At 65.2% G+C, this 20,879-nt stretch carries 15 protein-coding genes; 3 read left to right on the top strand and 12 right to left on the bottom strand.

Annotation, left to right across the window (positions count from 1 at the left end):
- Both CAL19_RS15280 and CAL19_RS15275 read left to right on the top strand, forming a co-directional pair.
- Positions 1 to 1,428: a cbb3-type cytochrome c oxidase subunit I gene (locus tag CAL19_RS15280; RefSeq protein ID WP_026638847.1), complete on the top strand. Its 1,428-nt coding sequence runs from the start codon at positions 1 to 3 to the stop codon at positions 1,426 to 1,428.
- Positions 1,429 to 1,465: 37 nt separating this feature from the next.
- Entirely contained in the window at positions 1,466 to 3,301 is a 1,836-nt protein-coding gene (locus tag CAL19_RS15275; protein ID WP_094797269.1) for a nitric oxide reductase activation protein NorD, read from the top strand.
- Positions 3,302 to 3,518: 217 nt separating this feature from the next.
- Here the strand turns inward: CAL19_RS15275 and CAL19_RS15265 are convergent, their stop codons facing one another.
- From CAL19_RS15265 to CAL19_RS15215, 11 genes are all read right to left on the bottom strand, one after another.
- On the bottom strand, positions 3,519 to 4,199 hold the full coding sequence (locus CAL19_RS15265; RefSeq protein ID WP_026638896.1) for a Crp/Fnr family transcriptional regulator: 681 nt from the start codon (positions 4,197 to 4,199) through the stop codon (positions 3,519 to 3,521).
- 33 nt (positions 4,200 to 4,232) lie between these two features.
- Positions 4,233 to 5,228 carry an NAD(P)-dependent oxidoreductase gene (locus CAL19_RS15260; protein ID WP_094797268.1) on the bottom strand — a complete coding sequence of 332 codons (996 nt, stop codon included), beginning with the start codon at positions 5,226 to 5,228 and terminating at the stop codon, positions 4,233 to 4,235.
- Positions 5,229 to 5,373: 145 nt separating this feature from the next.
- Entirely contained in the window at positions 5,374 to 7,293 is a 1,920-nt protein-coding gene (locus CAL19_RS15255) for a DUF945 family protein (RefSeq protein WP_094797267.1), read from the bottom strand.
- A 167-nt stretch (positions 7,294 to 7,460) separates the two neighbouring features.
- Complete coding sequence (locus tag CAL19_RS15250) at positions 7,461 to 8,936, bottom strand: M81 family metallopeptidase (RefSeq protein ID WP_026638844.1); 1,476 nt, start codon at positions 8,934 to 8,936, stop codon at positions 7,461 to 7,463.
- 92 nt (positions 8,937 to 9,028) lie between these two features.
- Positions 9,029 to 10,687, bottom strand: coding sequence for an ABC transporter ATP-binding protein (locus CAL19_RS15245; RefSeq protein ID WP_094797266.1), 1,659 nt, complete (start codon positions 10,685 to 10,687; stop codon positions 9,029 to 9,031).
- Positions 10,688 to 10,691: 4 nt separating this feature from the next.
- Positions 10,692 to 11,591, bottom strand: a complete 900-nt coding sequence (locus CAL19_RS15240) for an ABC transporter permease (RefSeq protein ID WP_026638842.1) — start codon at positions 11,589 to 11,591, stop codon at positions 10,692 to 10,694.
- A gap of 2 nt (positions 11,592 to 11,593) precedes the next feature.
- Positions 11,594 to 12,535: an ABC transporter permease gene (locus tag CAL19_RS15235; RefSeq protein WP_026638841.1), complete on the bottom strand. Its 942-nt coding sequence runs from the start codon at positions 12,533 to 12,535 to the stop codon at positions 11,594 to 11,596.
- 9 nt (positions 12,536 to 12,544) lie between these two features.
- Entirely contained in the window at positions 12,545 to 14,110 is a 1,566-nt protein-coding gene (locus tag CAL19_RS15230) for an ABC transporter substrate-binding protein (RefSeq protein ID WP_026638840.1), read from the bottom strand.
- A gap of 80 nt (positions 14,111 to 14,190) precedes the next feature.
- Entirely contained in the window at positions 14,191 to 15,702 is a 1,512-nt protein-coding gene (locus CAL19_RS15225; RefSeq protein WP_094797265.1) for a M81 family metallopeptidase, read from the bottom strand.
- A 222-nt stretch (positions 15,703 to 15,924) separates the two neighbouring features.
- Positions 15,925 to 17,412 carry a CoA-acylating methylmalonate-semialdehyde dehydrogenase gene (locus tag CAL19_RS15220; protein ID WP_094797264.1) on the bottom strand — a complete coding sequence of 496 codons (1,488 nt, stop codon included), beginning with the start codon at positions 17,410 to 17,412 and terminating at the stop codon, positions 15,925 to 15,927.
- Positions 17,413 to 17,416: 4 nt separating this feature from the next.
- Entirely contained in the window at positions 17,417 to 18,742 is a 1,326-nt protein-coding gene (locus CAL19_RS15215; RefSeq protein WP_026638837.1) for an aspartate aminotransferase family protein, read from the bottom strand.
- 203 nt (positions 18,743 to 18,945) lie between these two features.
- On the opposite strand from CAL19_RS15215, the gene CAL19_RS15210 reads away from it, so the two are divergent.
- Positions 18,946 to 20,358: a PLP-dependent aminotransferase family protein gene (locus CAL19_RS15210; protein WP_026638836.1), complete on the top strand. Its 1,413-nt coding sequence runs from the start codon at positions 18,946 to 18,948 to the stop codon at positions 20,356 to 20,358.
- 12 nt (positions 20,359 to 20,370) lie between these two features.
- Here CAL19_RS15210 and CAL19_RS15205 read toward each other — a convergent pair whose 3' ends face one another.
- Positions 20,371 to 20,865: a dihydrofolate reductase gene (locus tag CAL19_RS15205; protein ID WP_026638835.1), complete on the bottom strand. Its 495-nt coding sequence runs from the start codon at positions 20,863 to 20,865 to the stop codon at positions 20,371 to 20,373.
- Positions 20,866 to 20,879 lie beyond the last annotated feature (14 nt).

The raw sequence follows: 20,879 nt of genomic DNA, 5'->3' as shown, positions 1-20,879 counted from the left end.
ATGAACGCCATCAATCCGCATTTGAAGTTTGCCTCGCAAGCCGTGGCGAAGCCGTATTTCGTGTTTGCCCTGATCCTGTTCGTGGGGCAGATACTCTTCGGCCTGGTCATGGGCCTGCAGTACGTGGTGGGCGATTTCCTGTTTCCGCTCATTCCTTTCAACGTTGCACGCATGGTGCACACCAACCTGCTGATTGTCTGGCTGCTGTTCGGCTTCATGGGGGCGGCCTATTACCTGATACCGGAAGAATCCGAGCGCGAACTGCACAGTCCGAAGCTGGCGCTGGTGCTGTTCTGGGTGTTTGCGGGGGCCGGCGTGCTGACCATCCTGGGGTATCTGCTGGTACCGTACGCCGGGCTGGCGGCCATGACGGGCAACGATGTACTGCCCACCATGGGGCGGGAATTCCTCGAACAGCCCACCATCACCAAGGCTGGCATTGTCGTGGTGGCGCTGGGCTTCCTGTACAACATCGGCATGACCATGCTCAAGGGCCGCAAGACCGCGATCAGCATGGTCATGATGACGGGCCTCATCGGCCTGGCGGTGCTGTTCCTGTTCTCGTTCTACAACCCCGAGAACCTCTCGCGCGACAAGTTCTACTGGTGGTGGGTGGTTCACCTGTGGGTCGAAGGGGTGTGGGAACTGATCATGGGGTCGATGCTGGCCTTCGTGCTGATCAAGATCACCGGCGTCGATCGTGAAGTGGTCGAAAAGTGGCTGTACGTCATTATCGGCATGGCGCTGATCACGGGCATTATCGGCACCGGCCACCATTACTTCTGGATCGGCGCGCCGGGGGTGTGGCTGTGGCTGGGTTCCATATTCTCCGCTCTGGAACCGCTGCCGTTCTTCGCCATGGTGCTGTTTGCCTGGAACATGATGAACCGCCGCCGCCGGCAGCACCCTAACCGCGCTGCATCGTACTGGGCTGTCGGCACCACCGTTACCGCCTTCCTGGGCGCAGGGGTATGGGGGTTCATCCATACTCTGGCTCCCGTCAACTACTACACGCACGGTACGCAATTGACGGCTGCCCACGGCCACCTGGCGTTCTATGGCGCGTATGTCATGATCGTGCTGACGATCATCTCGTATGCCATGCCGCGGTTGCGTGGGTTGGGCGAGGCGCCCTCTGCATCGGCGCAGCGCAAAGAGCTCTGGGGCTTCTGGCTGATGACGCTGTCGATGCTGGCAATCACTCTGCTGCTGACGGCCGCCGGCGTGGTGCAGGTTTGGTTGCAGCGCCTGCCGGCCGATGCTGCCGCGATGTCTTTCATGAACACCATGGAGCAGCTGGCCGTCTTTTTCTGGCTGAGGCTGGCGGCCGGGGTGGTGTTCCTGATCGGGCTGGTCTGCTATTTGTTCAGCTTCCGCCAGCGGGGCGATACGGCCCTGCAGCGAACTGCAGTAGCCGCCCAGGCATGAAAGCCGTGCCGCCGCCCATTCGTGAGACAAAGCCGGTATGAGCTTCGAACTGGAAGAATGGGTTGGCGGCATCTGGCACAGATTCATCACCCGGCAGGCTAACCGCGAGTTTGCCGCAGCGCGGGTAACGCTGGGCGATATGCACCGCCATCTTGCGGTGCTGTTTCGCGCCATGGGCGGGGCGGGCGGCGTTGCGCTGGAATCGGCCGATCGCCGCAACCTGGCGCTTCGGCGCAATGTGATGCAGCGCCTGGCCGGTGCCGGCCACCATGATGCCGTGGCATGGCGCGACGCCGATACGCTCCGCTTGCCGCGTCAATTGGCGGCTTTCCCTGACGTCGCACTCAACGCCGACCTGTACCGCTGGCTGGTGTTGCTGGCGGCGCAGTCAGGGCGCATGCAGCACTGGGGGCGCGACAACCAGGGCTGGACCCAGGCCTTGCTGCGCCGGTATCCGGCCTTGCAGCCGCGATACCGGCGTCTGGTCGATGCGCACCTGCGGCTGCGGCCCAACCCTGCCGGCTTGCGGCGCGACGAAGCCGAACTCGAACGGGCGGTGCGCAGCGCCTTGCAACAGCCGGGCAGCGTGGTCGAATTTCCTCGCAGCGAACGGGCGCCATGGCCGGTGCCGATGTGGCTGTATCCGCCACAAGGCGCCGGGCGGGCCGAATCCATCGACTGTGGCGTCGATGAGCAAGGCGGGCACAGCGCAACGGCGCGATCGTCCAACACCGCACGCAAGCGGGCCAGCCGGGTCGACGACCATTCCGGCAAAGATGGGCTGCTGCTGATCCGGCTCGAGAACCTGTTCAGTTGGTCCGAGCACGTGGATCTCGATCGACGCGGCGATGACAGTGAAGATATGGACGCGGCCCGCGTCGCCGAAGACCTGGACGAGCTCGCGATGTCACGTCGGCGTACGCGCCGTAGTGGCGGCCTGAAGCTGGACCTGGACCTGCCCCCGGCGGATGCCGACGACAGGCCGTTGGGCGGGCCTATCGTGCTGCCCGAATGGGACTACCGGCGCCAGCGCATGCAAGAAAACTTCGTGCGGATGCAGATGATGACGCCGCGCGAGTCCACGCCCGCGGGCTTGCCGGCCCGCCTGGGGCCGTTGGCTCGCCGCCTGCGCCGCCAGCTGGAACACCTGCGCAGCGAACGCCAATGGTCGCGCCAGCAGCCGCTGGGCAGCGAGCTGGACATGCAGGCCTGGATCGACTTCCAGGCAGAGCGCCAGCATGGCCAGTGTGAAGAACGCGGATGGTTCCTGGAGCGTCGCCCCGCCCGCCGCGACCTGGCTTGCCTGCTGCTGGCCGATCTGTCGATGTCTACGGATGCTCACCTGGACGATGAGCACCGCGTCATTGATGTCATCTCGGACAGTATGCTGCTGTTCGGTGAAACCTTGGCGGCGCTTGGCGACCGGTTTGCGCTGTATGGGTTTTCGTCGCTGCGCCGCGAGCAGGTGCGCATGCTGGAACTGAAAACCTTCCGGCAACGCTACGACGATGCCACACGAGGCCGTATCCAGGCATTGCGCCCCGGTTACTACACGCGCATGGGGGCTGCATTGCGGCAAGCGACGCGCATGCTGTCAGGCGCTGCCGGCAGGCGAAAGCTGCTGTTGCTGGTTACCGATGGCAAGCCGAACGATCTGGATCGCTACGAGGGCCGTTATGGAGTCGAGGATACGCGGCAGGCCGTAATAGAGGCGCGCCGGCAGGGGCTTTTGCCGTTTTGCATCACCATTGATCGCGAGGCAGGCGGCTACTTGCCGTACATGTTCGGCGCACATGGCTATACCCTTATTCGGCAGCCGCAGCAGCTTCCGTATCGGCTGCCGCATTTGTATCGGCAGTTGACGCTGGCCTGAAATGGCGCGTCAAGGCAAGGTGCGCGGCAGCCAGTAGATCATCACCGCACAGAACAGGCACAGGCCGACGCAAAACCACTGGAACCGCCGAAGCCTTTGTTGGCGGACACGGCGGGCCTGCGCGGGCAACGGCATTGCGCATTGCGGGCAGTGTTGCTCGGTGTCCGGCGCGACGTGCTGGCAGTACAGGCATTCTGGCATGGTGGTGCAATAACGCTTATTCGAAGAGCTCAAGCCGCTGACGGTTGACCACGCGGATATGGTTTCCCTGTTGCGTGATGATTCCTTCGTCGATCAGGCGCCGCATGATGCGCGAGAACGTCTCGGGCTGAATGGACAAATGGCCCGCAACCAGGCGCTTGGCCATGGGCAATTCGAAGCTGTCGGAGTCGGGCCGCCTTGCCAACTGGGTGATCAGGTAGCGCACCACGCGATGCGTGGCGTTCTTGAGCGATAGCGTTTCGATTTCGTTGATGCGCTGGTGCAGGCGAATGCACAGCTTTCCCAGCAGCGCGAACGTCAGCTGGCTGTTGCTGCGCAGCAGTTCCATGTAGGTGGCATTGGAAAAGCGGTAGAGCTGCGATGGCGCGATGGCCTGGGCCGAGGCAACGTAGTCGGGCGTGTCCATCAGCATCATCGCTTCTGCGAAGGTTTGCCGCCCGCCTATGACATCGAAGACTTTTTCCTGGCCATCGGGAGTGACGCGGTAGATTTTGACGGTGCCCGCAATGACGAAATAAAAGGCATGCGCGGGCTCGCCCTGGTGAAACAGCTGTTCGCCTTTGTCGACATTGAGCAGCCTGGCGGTTTGCAACAGCGTGTCGAGCTGCGATTCGCCCAGGGGCTCGAACAAATGGTGGCTGCGCAGGATCTGGTGGTGTACGCGATGAAGCTGCATGGGTATGGGGTAGCGTTCGAGACGTTGCGTGCTTCAGGTATTGGGTGCAAGGGTTGGTGCGCCGACGCCGGCCACCCATTGGTAGCGAACGCCCTGTGCCGCGAGCGCGTGCAGCAGGGCGGTGCGGGCAGACAGGGGAACGTTGCCCGCTATCAGCAGCGCGACCCGCTTGCCCTGGCGGGCGAGGTCGGCGAGCTGCCCGGCGCAGCCGGGGGCTGCGCCGGCGCACAATGGGTAGGCGTCGAGCATGTCGGCATCGCGGCGGCAGAGGTCGGCGATGGTCGTCGGTACCGACGGCGTGGGCACTACGGCGTCGGCTTGCTGCATGAGGCGCAGGGCTCGGAAGGTGAGCAGATCGGGATCGCCCGGGCCGGATTCGATCAGGTAGATTTCGCCGGGTGCGTCGGGAGGCGCGCCTGCCAGGCGGTTTTCGAGCAGTTGCCTGGCCTGGGCGGGCTGCCCGGCGAAGATGGCTTCGGCCACCGCGCCCTGGAAGGTTTCTTCCCAGAAGATGCGACGTTGACGTACGCCGGGCAGCCGCGCCCGGACTTTGTCGCGGAATTCGCGCGCCAGGCCGGCCAGTTGGCCATAGTGAGCAGGCAGGCAGGTTTCGATGCGTGCCCGCGCCAGCCGGGCCAGCACGGGCGCATGACCGCCGCTGCCCACGGCCACCATGAGCGGCGAGCGGTCGACGATGGACGGGAAGGTGACGCTGCACAAGGCCGGTGAGTCGACCACGTTTACGGGTATGCCGCGCGCCTGGGCGTGCGCCGACACGGCGGCGTTCAATGCGGCATGGTTGGTGGCGGCGATGGCCAGCACTACGCCGTCGAGATCGGATTCGACGTAGGATCGTTGGTGCACGTCGGTGGCCAGCGGGGCAATTTGAGCATGCAGGCTGGGCGCCACAATGCGCAGGCGGGCGCCGGCGGCATGCAGGAGGCGGGCCTTGCGCAATGCCACGTCGCCGCCGCCCACGACCAGGGCGGTGCGGCCTTGCAGCGAATGGAAGAGGGGAAGGAAGTTCATGGCGGGGTTGGCGCTGCGCGTGTGGCCTGTTCGTCGGGCCGGCTAGGCACGACGCGCCCCCCCAGTTTACGGCTGCCCTGATAGCAAAACGCCCGCAGAATGTGCGGGCGTTTTGCGAAAAAGCAAAGAATGAGTTGGTGATCGATTACCGGGGAGGGTTGGCGATCAGGTCCGCGAACTCGGGCACCGACCTCAGGAATACCCCGACCAGATAATCGGCGCCTTGGTCGCCGATGCCGCCGTAGGCATTGACGTCCATTTCCAGCACAGCCTGGTTGTCGCTGTTGAGGAAGGCGCGGGTCCAGCGGCTGTTGACGTTCCAGTGGTTGAGCGTGCGCAGCGACACGGGCCGTTCTGGCGCAAAGGTGGCCCGCATCAGCAGGTCGGAGCAGCTGGTGTCAATATCGCATTCATTGAACTCGATGCGCAGGCTGGCTGCGCCCGAGCTGCCGGGCTCGACGTCGATAACGGGATTGCCGCTTGGCGCTACCGTGGTTTCGTAGGCGTAGCCGGCCTGTTCGAGGATTTGCCCCATGAGGTCGGGGTCGAGCGTGTCCAGCAGCTGGCTGTCGGCGGCTTCGGCGGCTTCGCCCATGTCGCCCACCAGGTCGCCAAGCAGTTCGTCAAAGGGCACGGGGTTGCCGTTGAGGGTAGCGACGCCTTCGGCGTACTCGAAGGTGCTGAGCAGATTGTCGCCGTCGTTGGTGCCCAGGCCCAGCATTTCTGCCATGCCCGACGCCGAGCGAATGTGCTCGTTGGCTTCGGAGGCGGCCTGTTGGGGTTCGAGCCCCTGGGCCTGCAGTACCTGCGCGATGATGTCCTGCGCCATGGGCTTGGACACTACGACCTTGACGTTGAGCGCCTTGATGCCTTGCCGCAGCAGCGTATGCGGATCGTCGGCCTGGGGTTGCTCGGCATCCAGGGCGGCCGGCTTGGTCAGGTCCAGCGTCAGTGCCAGGCTGCTTTCGCCCTTGGGCGTTTTCCAGGTAACCGGAGCGATCTGCAACGACGGATTGCCCGCCAATACTTGCCGGCCTGCGATCAATAGTGCCTGGCGACGCTCGGTAGTCAGGGCTTCGGACGGCGTATCGGCGTTCTTGATGTCGGTGAAGATTTCGTTGTAGAGCTCGGACAGCTCGGCCATGGCCTTGCCGTCCAGGCGGTCGAGCTTGATCACCGCCTGCCCCTGGCCGAAATTGTGGCCGTTGACGTCGATCTGACCGAGCTCGTAGCGCATTTCAAGATTGAGGTTGGCGCCGTTTTCGCCCAGGTGGGCGGTGTAGCCCAGGCCCTGCAATGCAACCTTGGTATCGGTGGCGAGATCTTCAATGTCCACACGCTGCACTTGCGCGGCGGACTTTCCGATGCCAAAGCCGAATTGCCCCTGGCGGCTGTCCATGCTCATTGTGATGCCGGCGGCGCTGGCCTTGGCCGGCCGGTCGCCCTGGCTGGCGTCCATGGCGATACGCTCGATATCGATCTGGGCGACAGAGCTGCGGGTGGCCTGGGTATATTCGCCTTGGGCACGCGCGCCACTGAACGATATCGTGGCGCCGTCTTTGGTGAGTTCAAGCGGGGCGATCTCTGCGGTACCGGAGGAGTCGCCGTTGTACGACACCACGGTGTCGCTCCAGAACGGCGTGGCGCCCTTGGTCAGCTCAAAGAGGGGTTTCACGTCGTCGTTGGCGGCCAGCTCGGCATGTACGAATGCCAGCTTGGGCAGCCAGTGGCCGCGCGCCAGCGCGCCCGTCGGAAAGGGGCCGTGCTGGATATGCGACACGAACTCGGCCGCGCCCTCGGGCAGGTCTTCGGGCGCATCGGCCGTCTTGGTCAGCGATACGGCGTAGCGTGCATGGCTGGAGAAGAAATGGCGCTGATATTCGATCTGCCGGATTTCCAGGCCGAACCCCACGCCGCCCAGGGCGTCGGCGAGCGCCTGGTTGACTTCGGCAAGGTGGGCAGGCGTCTCGGCCTCTATGCGTTTACCGGTGTACCAGGTGGCCCCGAGCCATGCCGCCGCCAACACCGTCAATATCCCTGTCGAGATCCCCACTGCCTTTTTCATCGTACCGTCCAACTGTCGTTATGAGTGCTGCCCGGACGCCAGGTGGCCGGCCGGGCGGGCGCGAGCCCCGGGGCGCGATAGCCCGGGGCGTTAGCCCGGCGCGAGTATACCGACGAGGCCCGGGGTGGGGGGACGCACCAGGGTTACAAGACGTATCAGTACGGCCGTCAGAGGGGATCCAGGGGATAGATGGGCCGGCGCACATTCTTGAACTCGACCTGGCTGTAGTCGGATGTCGTGACACCCACGCCGGTGCATTCGATGATCTCGGTGGCCATGTCGGCGAAGCCGGCGCGCCAGTGCACGCGGCTTTTCAGTGCGACGTAGCGCTTTTGCATGGGATCGATGCCGGCGGACAGCAGGCAATTGATGTCGAAGGGTTCCTGGTGGCGGGAAACGATGACGATCTGCACCCGGCCGGTATCGAAAACAACGGTGAGCCCCGTGTCGTTGCGTACGCCACGGTACATCGGGCCGCGGTTCAGGTACACCCCGTCGAATACGAGCTTGACCCGCCCGGAGACCGACAGCGGGGGGCTTTGTTCCTTGAGTGCAGGCATGGGAACCTTGCCGCCGATTTCCAGCGTGATGTCGGCGCCCACCCCTGCCGCCGCCGCCTGGCGTGCCGCCTGCGGATCGCATATGGCATAGAAGGCCACGTTGTCGAGTTCCTGGCGCAGGATTTCGGCCAGGACGGCGGTGGTGTCCATGGTGCCGCCCGAACCGGTGTTGTCGAAGTGGTCGAGCAAGATCACGGGCCCTTGTTCGATGCGCTTGGCCCGCGCAATGGCCGGCTCGAGCGGTTCGCAGTGAAACACCCATTGTTCGCGCGCCTGCCAGGCGGCTTGCAGCAGTTCGTCGCGGTAGCGCTCGGCTGCGGCGGAGTCTGCGTCGGTGCAGATAACGGCGCTGAGGCCGGCTTCGCGGATATCGGCGTGTGGAAACCCTACGAACACGGACGCGGCCAATATGCCCTGGGATTCGAGTGCGCGGCAGCGGTCCTGCAGGGATTTGTTGGGATCGGCGTGTGTTCCCTGGCGCATGATGTGGGGCAGCATGGGTTTGTTGGCCCACGCCATGACCGGGCGGATCTCGCCCTTGATCGTGCGCGCGATGACGTCGGCGGCGCGCACGCCGCTTGCCCGGATGTCTACGTGCGGATAAGTATGAAAGCCGGTGATGACGGTGGCATGCCTGACGATGTCGTCGTATATGTTGGCATGCATGTCCAGTGTGACGCCCACGGGGGTATGGGGGTCTATTTCGCGCAGGCGGCGCAGCAGGTGGCCTTCGGCATCTTCGATACCTTCGGCGACCATGGCGCCGTGCAGGTCGAGCAGTATGGCGTCGTAGCCGCCGCGTCGCACTTCGTCCAGGATCAGTTCGGAGAGCCGTTCGTATGTGCCCGCGTCGGTGGGCGCGCTGGGCCACGATTCGGCGGCGACGGGTATGACGATTTCGGCGCCCTCACGGCGGGCGACTTCGATATAGCCCCCCAGGCCGCTGTCGGTGTTTTCGTACGCACGGAGGGCTCTTTCGCCGGCGAGGATTTCGGGGCTGCCGCGAAAGAAGCGTTCCAGCGGCGTGGGTACGGGCGAGAACGTGTTGGTTTCGTGCTTGATCATTGCCAGTAGCCAGCGCATGGTGGTGTGCTCCAGTTCGGATGTATGAAGGGTGGGGCCAGGCGCCTGCGCATACTGGCCCCTGCGTGACGGGGTGTCGCCCCTTGGCATGGCTATGCCGCAAGGGGCCGGAAATTGCGGAAGTCCCAGCCGCGGCCCGGGGCCGCGTCTATCAGGGCGCGCGTGTAGTCGTGCGAGGGCTGGGTGAGGACGATGTCGGCGGCGCCGGTTTCCACCACGATGCCGCGTTGCATGACCATGATGGTGTCGCAGATCTGCGCGGCCACGCGCAGGTCGTGGGTGATGAACAGCACCCCGACGCCGGTACGCTGCCGGATTTGCTCGAGCAGCTCGAGCACCTGCGCCTGCACGGATACGTCGAGGGCCGATACGGCTTCGTCGGCGACCAGGACTTCGGGTTCCATGACGAGGGCGCGCGCGATGCACAGGCGCTGCCGCTGACCGCCCGAGAACTGGTGCGGGTAGCGTTCGAGGGCGTCGGCGCCCATGCCCACGACCCTTAGCGTTTCGGTGGCCCGCGCCAGCGCCTGTTCGCGCGAGACGCCGAAGTTGAGCAGGCCTTCGATGATGGACTCGCCCACTTTGCGCCGGGGATTGAGCGAACGGTACGGGTCCTGGAAAACGATCTGGATGCGGCGGCGTACCGGCCGCAGGGCCGCGCCGGAAAGGCCCGAGATATCGTCGTTGCCAATGAGCATGGTGCCTGTGGTGGGCTCGATCAGGCGCAGTATGCAGCGCGCGACGGTGGATTTTCCGGAGCCCGATTCGCCGACGATGCCCAGGATTTCTCCTTTGCGCAGCACCAGGTTGACGTCGCTGGCCGCCTGCACCGAGCGAGACCCGCCGCCCCAGAAAGAGCGCTTGTCGGTGTAGGTGCGCCCCAGGCCGCGGACTTGCAATACGGGCGTGCCCGCAGGGGTGTCGCGACGCACGGGTATCAGGCTGGGTACCGAGGAAACCAGGCGTCGCGTGTAGCTTTGCTGGGGGTGCGCGAGGATTTCGTCGCGGGTGCCGCTTTCGATGAGGTCGCCGCGGTTCATGACGACGATGCGGTCGGCGATTTCGGCGACGACCCCGAAATCGTGGGTGATGAACAGCACGGCTGTGCGGTGCTTGTGCTGCAGTTCTTTTATCAGCGCGAGGATCTGTTTTTGCGTGGTGACATCAAGCGCGGTGGTGGGTTCGTCGGCGATGAGCAGGCGCGGCTCCAGGATGAGCGCCATGGCGATGACGATGCGCTGGCGCTGGCCGCCGGACAGCTGGTGGGGGTATGAGTCGTAGATGCGCTCGACATCCGGCAGGTGTACCGAGCGGAACATTTCGAGCACCTTGGCCCGCCGTTGCGCGCGCGTCATGCGACGGTGCAGGCGCAGGACTTCGTCGACCTGCCGCCCCACCGTGTGCACGGGGTTCAGTGCGGTCATGGGTTCCTGGAACACCATGGCCATGCGGGTGGCGCGCATTTCGCGCAGGCGGCGCGGCGACGCCGACAGGACGTCTTCGCCTTCGACGCGCACCGTGCCCCTGGGCTGCAACACGCCCGGGGGCAGCAGGCCCATGACGGCCAGTGAGCTGACCGACTTTCCGGAGCCGGATTCACCGACCACGCAGACGGTTTCCCCGGCGTGCACGTCCAGGCTGAGATTGCGTACGACCCGGTTGCCGGCGCCGATGACCTCGACCGAGAGATTGCGGATGGCCAGTACGGCGGTGGAAGTGTCGCCCGGGGGTGGGTGAGGAACGTAAGCCATGGCGTCAGATCCTTTTTGCCATCTTGGGATCGAGCGCATCGCGCAGCGCGTCGCCCAGGATGTTGACGCTGAGCACCGTCAGCGACAGGAACAGGCCGGGGAACAGGATCAGGCCGGGCAGCATGCGGAAGTACATGCGCCCTTCGGACATGATGTTGCCCCAGGAGGGGATTTCGGGCGGGATGCCCGCACCCAGGAAGCTGAGGATGGCTTCGGTGAGCATGGCCGATGCAAACACATAGGTGCCCTGTACCGTAAGCGGCGCCACCGTGCTGGGCACCATGTGGCGCCACAGCAGCAGGGGCAGCGGCGTGCCCAGCGCCAGCGCGGCTTCGACGTAGGGTTCGCCGCGCACACTGAGGATCTGGCCGCGCACCAGGCGGACCACGCGCGGAATCTCGGGAATGGTGATAGCCACCAGCACGGTAGTGAGGCTGGCGCCGGTAACCGACACCAGCGCGATGGCCAGCAGGATGCCCGGGATCGCCATGATGGCGTCCATGACCCGCATGATCAGGCCGTCGAGCGAACGGAACCAGCCGGCGATGAGGCCGATGACCAGCCCGGCGATGACGCTGATGACCGCCGCGCCGAGCCCCGCGATGAGCGAGATTCGCGAGCCATACACGACGCGCGACCAGATGTCGCGCCCGAAGGCGTCGGTGCCCAGAAGATAACCGCCGAAAGGAGGCTTCAGGCGGTTGGCCGGATCGATGGCGGTGGGGTTGACCGTGCCCAGCCATGGTGCCAGCAGCGCTGCAGCCACGATCAGCAGCAGCACGATCAGCGCCAGCAGCACCGGCCAGCTTTTCAGGGAATGGCGCACGCGGCGCCAGGCCGAGGTGCGCGGATCGCTTACGTGTGGGTCGGGAGCCTGGGTGATGGTGTCGGATTGCGTGACCATGGTCAGTACCTGATGCGCGGGTCGAACACCGTGTAGGCGCAATCGACAAGTAAATTGATGAAGACGTACACGAAGGCAAAGAACAGCGTAAGGCCCTGGATGACCGGGTAGTCGCGCGCGAGCACGGCTTCGACCACGAGCCGGCCCAGGCCGGGAATGTTGAATACCGACTCGGTGACGACCACCCCGCTGATGAGCAGGGCGATGCCCACGCCGACGACAGTGGCAATGGGCACGGCCGCATTGCGCAGGGCATGCCCGAGCAGCACGCCGGTTTCGCCCAGCCCCTTGGCCCGCGCGGTGCGGATGAAGTCTTCACCCATGACTTCGATGACGCTGGTGCGCGTGATGCGGGCGATCAGCGCCACGTAGATGGTGGACAGCGCCAACGCGGGCAGGATCAGCCGGTGCAGGAACGGCCAGAACCCCTGAGACAGCGGCACATAGCCTTGCACCTTGAACCAGTCGAGCTCGATGGCGAAGGCCCAGATCAGAAGGTAGCCGGTGACGAAAACCGGCACCGAGAAACCCAATACCGAAAAGCCCATGACCATGCGGTCGAGCAGCCGGCCCTGGCGCCAGGCGGCCAGGATGCCCAGCGGGATGGCCACGATGAGCGTGAACACCAGGGTCAGCACCGCCAGGCTGAGCGAAGGTTCGAGCCGCTGGCTGATAAGTTGCCGCACTGGTACGCCCGACATCAGCGATGTGCCGATGTCGCCCTGCACCAACCGGCCTGCCCAGAGGAAGAATTGCTTGAACAGGGGTTGGTCCAGGCCCATTACCTGGCGTATCTGGGCGATGCGTTCGGGCGTGGCGGCGTCGCCCGCCATGATGACCGCCGGGTCTCCGGGGCTCAGGCGCAGGATGGCGAACACCACGACGGCCACCAATACCAGGACGGGTATGGTGGCTAGCAGGCGGCGGATGATAAAAGCCAGCATGTCCGATTCCTAAGGCGCCTTCTTGACGTTCCAGAACGCCATGATCGGCGCGTGTACCAAGCCGCTGAGCTTGACCGAATACGCGGTGGGAACCGACATCTGGCCCAGCGGAACGTAAAGGCCTTCTTCGATGCCGATGCGCTGCACTTCGTCGGCGATCTTCTTTTGTTCGGCCGGGTCGGAGGTCAGGGCGAACTTGGTGCGCAGGGCTTCGATCTCGGGGAAGTCGGGCCAGCCGAACCAGGCGCTGTCGCCATTGGCCGAGGCGGGCGCGGAGCGGACCGGGTCCATGATGTCGGTGGCATACCAGTTGGTGTTGTGAACGTTCCAGCCGCCGGCGTCGGGCGCCGCCTTCGAGGCGCGGCGGGTGGCGACGGTTTGCCAGTCCATGGCGGCCAGGTTCACGTTGAAGCCCGCCTTGCGCAGCGCCTGGGCCATGACCACAGGCTGCGGGCTGAGCGTGCCTACGTCGGTGGCGTGCATGACCAGGATGGGCGTGTTGTCGTAGCCGGCTTCTTTGAGCAGGGCCTGGGCTTTCTCGATATTCGACGGCACGACCATGTCCTTGCCGATATCGCTTTCGTACGGCGTGCCGCAACCCCACAGCGACGCGCAGGTCTGGTAGTACTTGGGATTGCCCACCAGCGCCTTCATCACGTCTTCCTGGCCCACGGCATACATTGCGGCCTGGCGGATCTTCTTGTTGTTGAAGGGCGGGTACTTGAAGTTGAAGCGGTACATCGTGAAGTAGCCGACGGGGCTGAGCGATTCGACCTTGAAGTCGGAATTGCCGTCGAGCATGGGCAGCAGGTCGTACGGAAACTGTTCGACGTAGTCGATCTCGCCGCCCATCAGGGCATTGGCGGTGGTCAGCGCATCGGGCATGACGTTCCAGACGACCTTGTCGATATTGACCACTTTGCCGCCGGCCAGCGCGCTGGCGGGTTCCTTGCGGGGGACGTAATCGGGGTTCTTGACGTACACCGTCGTGACGCCCGGCTTGAACTCGGCGATCTTGAACGGGCCGGAGCCGGTCATGTCGGTAATGGGGGTGCCGACGGGAATTTCGGCAATGCGCTTGGGCATCATGAAGGCGGCCGTGCCCGTGGGCTTGGACAGCGCGCGCAATGCCAGGTCGGTGGGTTCGGTCATGACGATGCGGAAAGTCTTGTCATCGACCACGTCGATGCTGGAGACGAACTTCAGCAGCGTGCGGCCCATGCCGTCGCCGGCGGCCCAGCGCTTGATCGAGGCGACGCAATCTTCGGCCTTGACCGGCTGGCCGTCATGCCACTTGAGGCCGTCGCGCAGTGTCATGGTGTAAGTCTTGCCGTCGTCGGAGACTTCCCATTTTTCGAGCATCTGCGGCTGGACTTTATTATTGGCATCGGTAGCCAGCAGGGTGTCGTAGATCATGTACCCGTGCCAGGTCGTGATGTACGCCGTGGTGGCATGGGGGTCGGTAAGGCGCAACGGCGAATGCATGACCGCGCGGATGACGGTTTCGGCGTGGACGCCGCCTGCCGCCATGAGCGTGGCACCGGCCAGGGCGGCCGCACGAACTAGCTTCAGCATGGAGATTCCCCTTCAAGTCGTTGGGTCGGCGGAGGATTCCGCCGATTGAACTGGCGCGCAGCCGGGGCGGCGCGCCAGGGTCAGGCAATGGCCGTGCGGGCGGAAAAAGCGGGACCGCAAGGTGCCATTCTGATGCCGTGCCGCAGCCGTGTCCATGGTTGCTGCGCGGCGTCCATCAGCATGGAGCCCGGCGCCGCGCATACCAGGATGGCGTGGGCGATGTCCGTGAAGTCGGCGCGAAAGTGCGCCGAGCTCTTTACCACCAGGATGGCCTGGCGCGTGGGCTCGATGCCGGCAAAGCGGAACATTTCCTGGTCGGCCATCTGCACTTTGTTCGAGGCCACGACGATGCGCACGCCGTCCAGGCGCAGGCACGCGCTGGGGCCGAGATCCATGTGGAAACCGCGATAAAAGGCGCCGTGCGTGTCGAAGCGGCCGTCGGATGTTTTTTCGACCACGAACTCGGCGTCGAGCGGGGTGTCGTCGGGAATGCCGGAGTGCCCGCCCAGGGCGATCCGGACGGTGTTGCCGACGCCGGCGCGATGCGCAGCCCGCGCGGCCTGCGGATCGACGATGAGGCCGATGGCGGCATTGGCCGCGCCGTGCCGCAGCAATGCGCGCAGGATGCCCGTGGTGTCGGAGCTGCCCCCGGCGCCGGGGTTGTCCTGGACGTCGGCGATGATGACAGGCTTGGGCGCCTGGCTTGCCATGGCCATGGCCGCCTGCACGGCTTCGTCGGGATCGTGGATCTTGCCGCCGAAGTCGGCCTCGGCGTTGAGCACGGCACGGGCCATGGCATCTGCCGCTGCGTCGGCGTCGGCCTGGGTGTCGCTGTAGGCCCACACGGTTGGTGCGCATTCGGGAAAATCGGCCGCCGGGAATCCGGTGGCGAAAGACAGGCTGATGACGGTTTCGCGGGTTTCGATATCGTCGAGCAGCTTGTACAGGCTGCGAGCCGGTTCGATATCAGTGGACTGCCAGCAAAGCGAGATCAGGTAGGGAATGCTGCGCAGCGCGACGTAGGGGCGCGGCATGCCATGCAGGCGGCGGTCGAGCAGCTGCGCCGCGCGTTGGCCGGTTTCGGCCATGTCGATGTGCGGGTAGGTGCGATAGCAGACCAGGCTATCGGCATGCGCGATCATGGCTCGCGTGACGTTGGCGTGCAGGTCGAGGCTGGCCACGATGGGAACGGCAGGGCCCACCAGGGCGCGCACCCTGCGCAGCAGCTCGCCTTCGCCGTCGTCGAGGTGTTCGGCAACCATTGCGCCGTGCAGGTCGAGATAGACGGCGTCGAGCGGCATGGCCTGGCGCAGGCCGTCGAGGATCAGGGAGCCGATGCGCTCGTAGGCGTCGCGCGTGACAGGGCCGGAAGGGCTGGCGGCCGCCCAGGTGGTGGGCAGCAGCGTGTGTTCGCGCATGGCGTCGATAAAGCCCGCGACCGGGATGTTGGCGCCCGCCACGGCGTCGAACATGGCCGGCCCGGACACCAGCTTGGGCCAGCCTCCGCCTTTGTCGGCGAATTCTTCCCAAGTGGCGCGCGATGGCGCGAATGTATTGGTTTCGTGCTGGAACCCGCCTATCCCGATGCGCATCGTCGAATGATCCTTGATGGGGCTTGCGAACGCGTGGAAGAAATCCGGATAAAGCGATTCTGCTGAAGATTTTCGGGTTGGGCAATAAGGGATGACCGTAGCGCGGCAGCGATATGCAGGCCGCATGGATCGGGGCGCGAGCGCGCGCCAGCGCACGCCCGGCCCTATTGCGGGCTGGCCGTGCGCCTGGCCTGGCGCGTCGCGCCAGCGCTGCGGCCGCGTTTACTTCGCGACGGGCATGGTGAATTCGGCGCCCTTGGCGATGCTGTCGGGCCAGCGTTGCATGACGCTCTTGTAGCGCGTATAGAAACGCACGCCTTCTTCGCCGTAGGCGTGGTGGTCGCCGAACAGCGAACGCTTCCAGCCGCCGAACGAGTGCCATGCCATGGGCACCGGAATGGGCACGTTGATGCCGACCATGCCCACCTTGATCTGCCGGGCAAATGCCCGCGCAACGCCGCCGTCCGACGTGAAGCACGCCACGCCATTGCCGAATTCGTGCGCGTTGATCAGTTCGACCGCCGAGGCGAAGTCGGGTACGCGCACCACGCACAGAACCGGCCCGAAGATTTCTTCGCGGTAGATGTTCATCTGCGGCGTCACGTGGTCAAAGAGCGTGCCGCCCAGAAAGTAACCCTTGCCGTCAAAGCGCGGTTCGCGGCCATCCACGACCAGCCTGGCGCCCGCGGCGACGCCGTCTTCGATGTAACCCAGCACCTTGGCGCGGTGCTGGGCGGTGACCAGCGGCCCCATCTCGGCGTCGGGCTCCATGCCGTTCTTGATCACCAGCGCCCGCACGCGCGGCTCCAGGCGCTCGATGAGTTGGTCGGCGACATCGCCTACCGCCACGGCCACGGAAATGGCCATGCACCGCTCGCCCGCGGAACCATAGGCCGCGCCAATAAGGGCGTCCGTCGCCTGGTCGAGCTGCGCATCCGGCATGACGACCATGTGATTCTTGGCGCCGCCCAGCGCCTGCACGCGCTTGCCACGGCGAGAGCCTTCGGCGTAGATGTATTCGGCGATGGGTGTCGAGCCCACGAAAGACAGCGCCTCGACATTGGGATGCGCGATCAGCGCATCCACTGTCTGCTTGTCGCCCTGCACCACATTGAACACCCCGTCGGGCAGGCCCGCTTCTTTCAGCAGTTCGGCCAGGCGCAGCGATACCGAGGGGTCGCGTTCGGAAGGCTTGAGCACGAAGGTGTTGCCGCAGGCCAGCGCTACCGGAAACATCCAGCAGGGCACCATCATGGGGAAGTTGAACGGCGTAATGCCGGCCACCACGCCCAGCGGCTGGCGCATGCTCCAGTTGTCGATGCCGCCGCCGATCTGGTCGGTGTACTGGCCCTTGAGCAATTGCGGCGCGGCGCAGGCGAATTCCACGACTTCTATCCCGCGCACGACTTCGCCCTTCGCGTCCGACAGGACTTTGCCGTGCTCGGCCGTGATCAGGGCGGCAAGTTCGTCCTGGTGCTGATCGAGCAGCGCCTTGAACTTGAACAGGATGCGCGCGCGCTTGAGCGCGGGCGTTTCGGACCAGGCCGGGAAAGCCGCTCGCGCGGCCGCCACGGCGGCGTCGACGTCTTCGGGCGAGGCCAGCGGGATCGAGCTGGCGACTTCGCCCGTGGCCGGATTGAAGCCTTCGGTGTAGCGGCCGCTGCGACCTTCGTAGGCGTGGCCGCCAATATAGTGAGAGAGCTTCTTCATGAGATCAGGCGATTTCCTTCAACACGTTGCCGATCGACTGGAATATCTGATCGATCTGCGCTTCTTCGATAATCAGGGGCGGCGACACGGCCAGCGTATCGCCCGTATAGCGAACCATCAGCCCGCTGTCGAAGCACTTGTGGAAGGCTTCGGCCGCGCGCGCGCCGGGGGCGTCCTTGCGGGGCGCCAGCTCGATGCCGGCCACCAACCCGATGTTGCGCACATCGATCACATTGGGCGCGCCCTGCAAAGAATGGGCGGCGGCCTCGAAGGCCGGCGCCAGCTTGCGGGCCCGCGCGAAAAGGTCTTCGCGGCGGTAGATGTCGAGCGTGGCCAGGATGGCGGCCGTGGCCAGCGGGTGCGCCGAATAGGTGTACCCGTGGAAGAACTCGATGCCGCCCGGCGCGCCGTTGACGATGGCGTCGTGCACGTCGCGCTTGACGGCCACCGCGCCGGCGGGCACCGCGGCGTTGCTGATGCCCTTGGCCATGGTGATGAGGTCGGGCGTCACGCCGAAGCATTCGCTGGCGGTGGCGGCGCCCAGGCGGCCATAACCCGTGATGACTTCATCGAAGATCAGCAGGATGCCGTACTTGGCCGTAATGTCGCGCAGGCGCTGCAGATAGCCCTGCGGCGGCACGAGCACGCCGGTCGAGCCCGCCATGGGTTCGACGATGACGGCGGCGATGGTCGACGGGTCGTGCAGCGCCACGATGCGCTCGAGTTCGTCGGCCAGGTGGGCGCCCCAGGCCGGCTGGCCTTTCGAGAACGCGTTGTGTTCCAGGCTGTGCGTGTGCGGCAGGTGGTCGACGGCGGGCAGCAGCGCCCCCGAGAAAGTCTTGCGGTTGGGCGATATGCCGCCTACCGAAATGCCGCCAAAGCCCACGCCGTGGTAGCCGCGCTCGCGCCCGATCAGCCGGGTGCGTTGCGCGTCGCCACGCGCGCGGTGGTAGGCCAGCGCGATTTTCAGCGCGGTATCCACGGATTCGGATCCGGAGTTCGTGAAGAATATCCGGTCCAGGCCGGCCGGCATGATTCCGGCGACCGCCGAAGCGGCCTCGAATGCCTGTGGGTGGCCCAGCTGGAAGCCGGGGGCGTAGTCGAGCGAGGCAGCCTGTCTGGCGATGGCCTGGGCGATTTCGTCGCGGCAGTGGCCCGCATTGACGCACCATAGCCCGGAAGTGCCGTCGAGGATGTGGCGACCGTCGACAGACGTGTAGTACATGCCTTTGGCACTGGCCAGCAGGCGGGGCTGGGACTTGAAATGCCGGTTGGCGGTAAACGGCATCCACAGATGAGAAAGATCGGGCAGACCGTTGGGGGCGTTCATGGTGCGGGCTCCAGTAATGGCCTGCGCGCGCCTCGGGTATGAGATGGGCGCGCCGCGGGCAGGTTCCAGGCCATTCTCACCGGCTCGTGCGAGTAAGAAAATATACGATCTGCGTAAAATGGGCTAACTGTACAGTACATAATCAATAAACTGTGCTGGTTTCATTGCCTGGTCCCATTGCCCAGTATCCGCGAGCCGTGCCCATGTTCGACTTCCAGCCCAACCGATCGCGCAAGCAGGCTCCGCCCCTGGTTGACCAGATTGTCCAGGCCTATACGCAGGCCATCCAGGGGCAATGGCTCAGATCCGGCATGCCCGTGCCGTCGGTGCGCGAATTCGCCCGCAAATATGAGGTCAGTACGTTTACCGTGGCCAGCGCGTATGGCCGGCTGGTGGCGCAGGGGTGGCTGAGCGCCCGGCCCGGCGCCGGCTACCGTGTGGCCGCCCAGGCGCGGGCGGCGCCCACCGACCCTGCACCCTGGCAGCCGCCGAAGCTGGGCGCGGGCTGGCTGCTGTCTGACATCTACGCCGATCATTCCATACCCATCAAGTCTGGTTGCGGGTGGTTGCCCGGGGAATGGCTGAACGAAGAAGGGCTGCACCAGGCCTTGCGGCATCTGAGCCGCGTGCCGGCTTTACGTATCGCCGGCTACGGGCAGCCCTACGGCTATGTGCCGCTGCGTGAAAGTGTGGCCTCCGGCCTGGCCGCGCACGGGCTGCAAGTCGCGGTGGACCAGGTGGCCCTGACCCAGGGCGTCACGCATGGGCTGGACCTGGTGATCCGCACGCTGTTGCGTCCTGGCGATACGGTGGCGGTGGAGCAACCCTGTTACGCGAATCTGTTGCCGCTATTGCGGCTGGCGGGGTTGCGCATCGTCAGCGTGCCGCGCACCTCCGACGGGCTGGACTGCGAGGCCTTGCAGAGCCTGGCCGCTGCGCACCGGCCCCGTGCGCTGTTCGTCAATACTGTGCTGCAGAACCCGTCCGGCGCGACGATGAGCATGTCGAATGCCTTCCGGGTGCTGCAGGCTGCGCAGCAGCACGATTTCTGGATCATTGAAGATGACATCTCGCGCGAACTGATGCCCGGTATCGCGCCCATGCTGGCCGCGCTCGACGGCGCGCAGCGGGTGGTTTACCTGGGGGGGTATTCCAAAGTGATCAGCCCGTCGGTAAGGGTGGGCTACGTGGTCGCGCACCGGGATGTCATGCGGGATATTGCGCGCACCAAGATGGCCGCGGGGCTGACGTCGCCCGAGATCATGGAGCGCGTCGTGCACCAGGTTATCCGCGAGGGCCGCTACCGCGCCCACATCACGCGCACTCGCGAGCGCCTGGCACAGGCGCACGCCACGGTGTGCCAGCAGATGGACGCCCTCGACATGACAGTGTGGGCAAGGCCGCAGGCGGGCCTGTTTCTGTGGGCACGGCTGCCCGATGCGTCCAGGGGAGCCAATGTGCTGGCCGAACGGGCGTTGCAGCATGGCGTATGGCTGGCGCCGGGTTCGTATTTCGACCCGGCCGCAGAAGATGTGCCCTGGATACGCTTTAACGTGGCGTACTCGCAGGGCCCGGAGTTGTGGCGCTTTCTGCAGGGCGCGGGGGCGTCCGGGTAGGCGCCGCCGCCGTCAGCGCTGGCTTTCGTACACCACGAAGTCGTACGCGTAGCCGTTTTCGGCGGGCTGCGCTTCGCGTGAAATCTCTTTCCATGCAAATGAGGGCAGGTACGGAAAGAACGCGTCGCCCTCTACCTGCGCATGGACTTCGGTAGCCACGATGCGCGCTGCCCGCGCCAGGGCCTGGGCGTAGATTTGCGCGCCGCCTATGACGTACGCGTCGTCGACGTTTCCGCAGGCCCGGACGGCTGCGTCCAGGTCGGGCACCACCTGCGCGCCGGGCGCGCTGTAGGCGGGATTGCGGCTGATGACAATATTGGCGCGGCCCGGCAGCGGCCGCCCCAGCGATTCCCAGGTCTTGCGGCCCATGATGATGGGGCTGCCCAGCGTGGTGCGCTTGAAGTGCGCCAGGTCGCCCGGCAGCTTCCAGGGCAAGGCGTTATCGCGTCCGATAACGCGGTTGTCGGAATAGGCTACGACCAGGGTCAGGCGCGGAGAGACGGACATATCAACAAAGACGC

Origin of the sequence: Bordetella genomosp. 7 (genome assembly GCF_002261265.1) — a bacterium.
In the GTDB taxonomy this organism is placed as follows: domain Bacteria; phylum Pseudomonadota; class Gammaproteobacteria; order Burkholderiales; family Burkholderiaceae_B; genus Bordetella_A.
The sequence above is the reverse complement of the archived record's forward strand: the minus strand, read 5'-3'. Positions and strand labels throughout refer to the sequence as shown.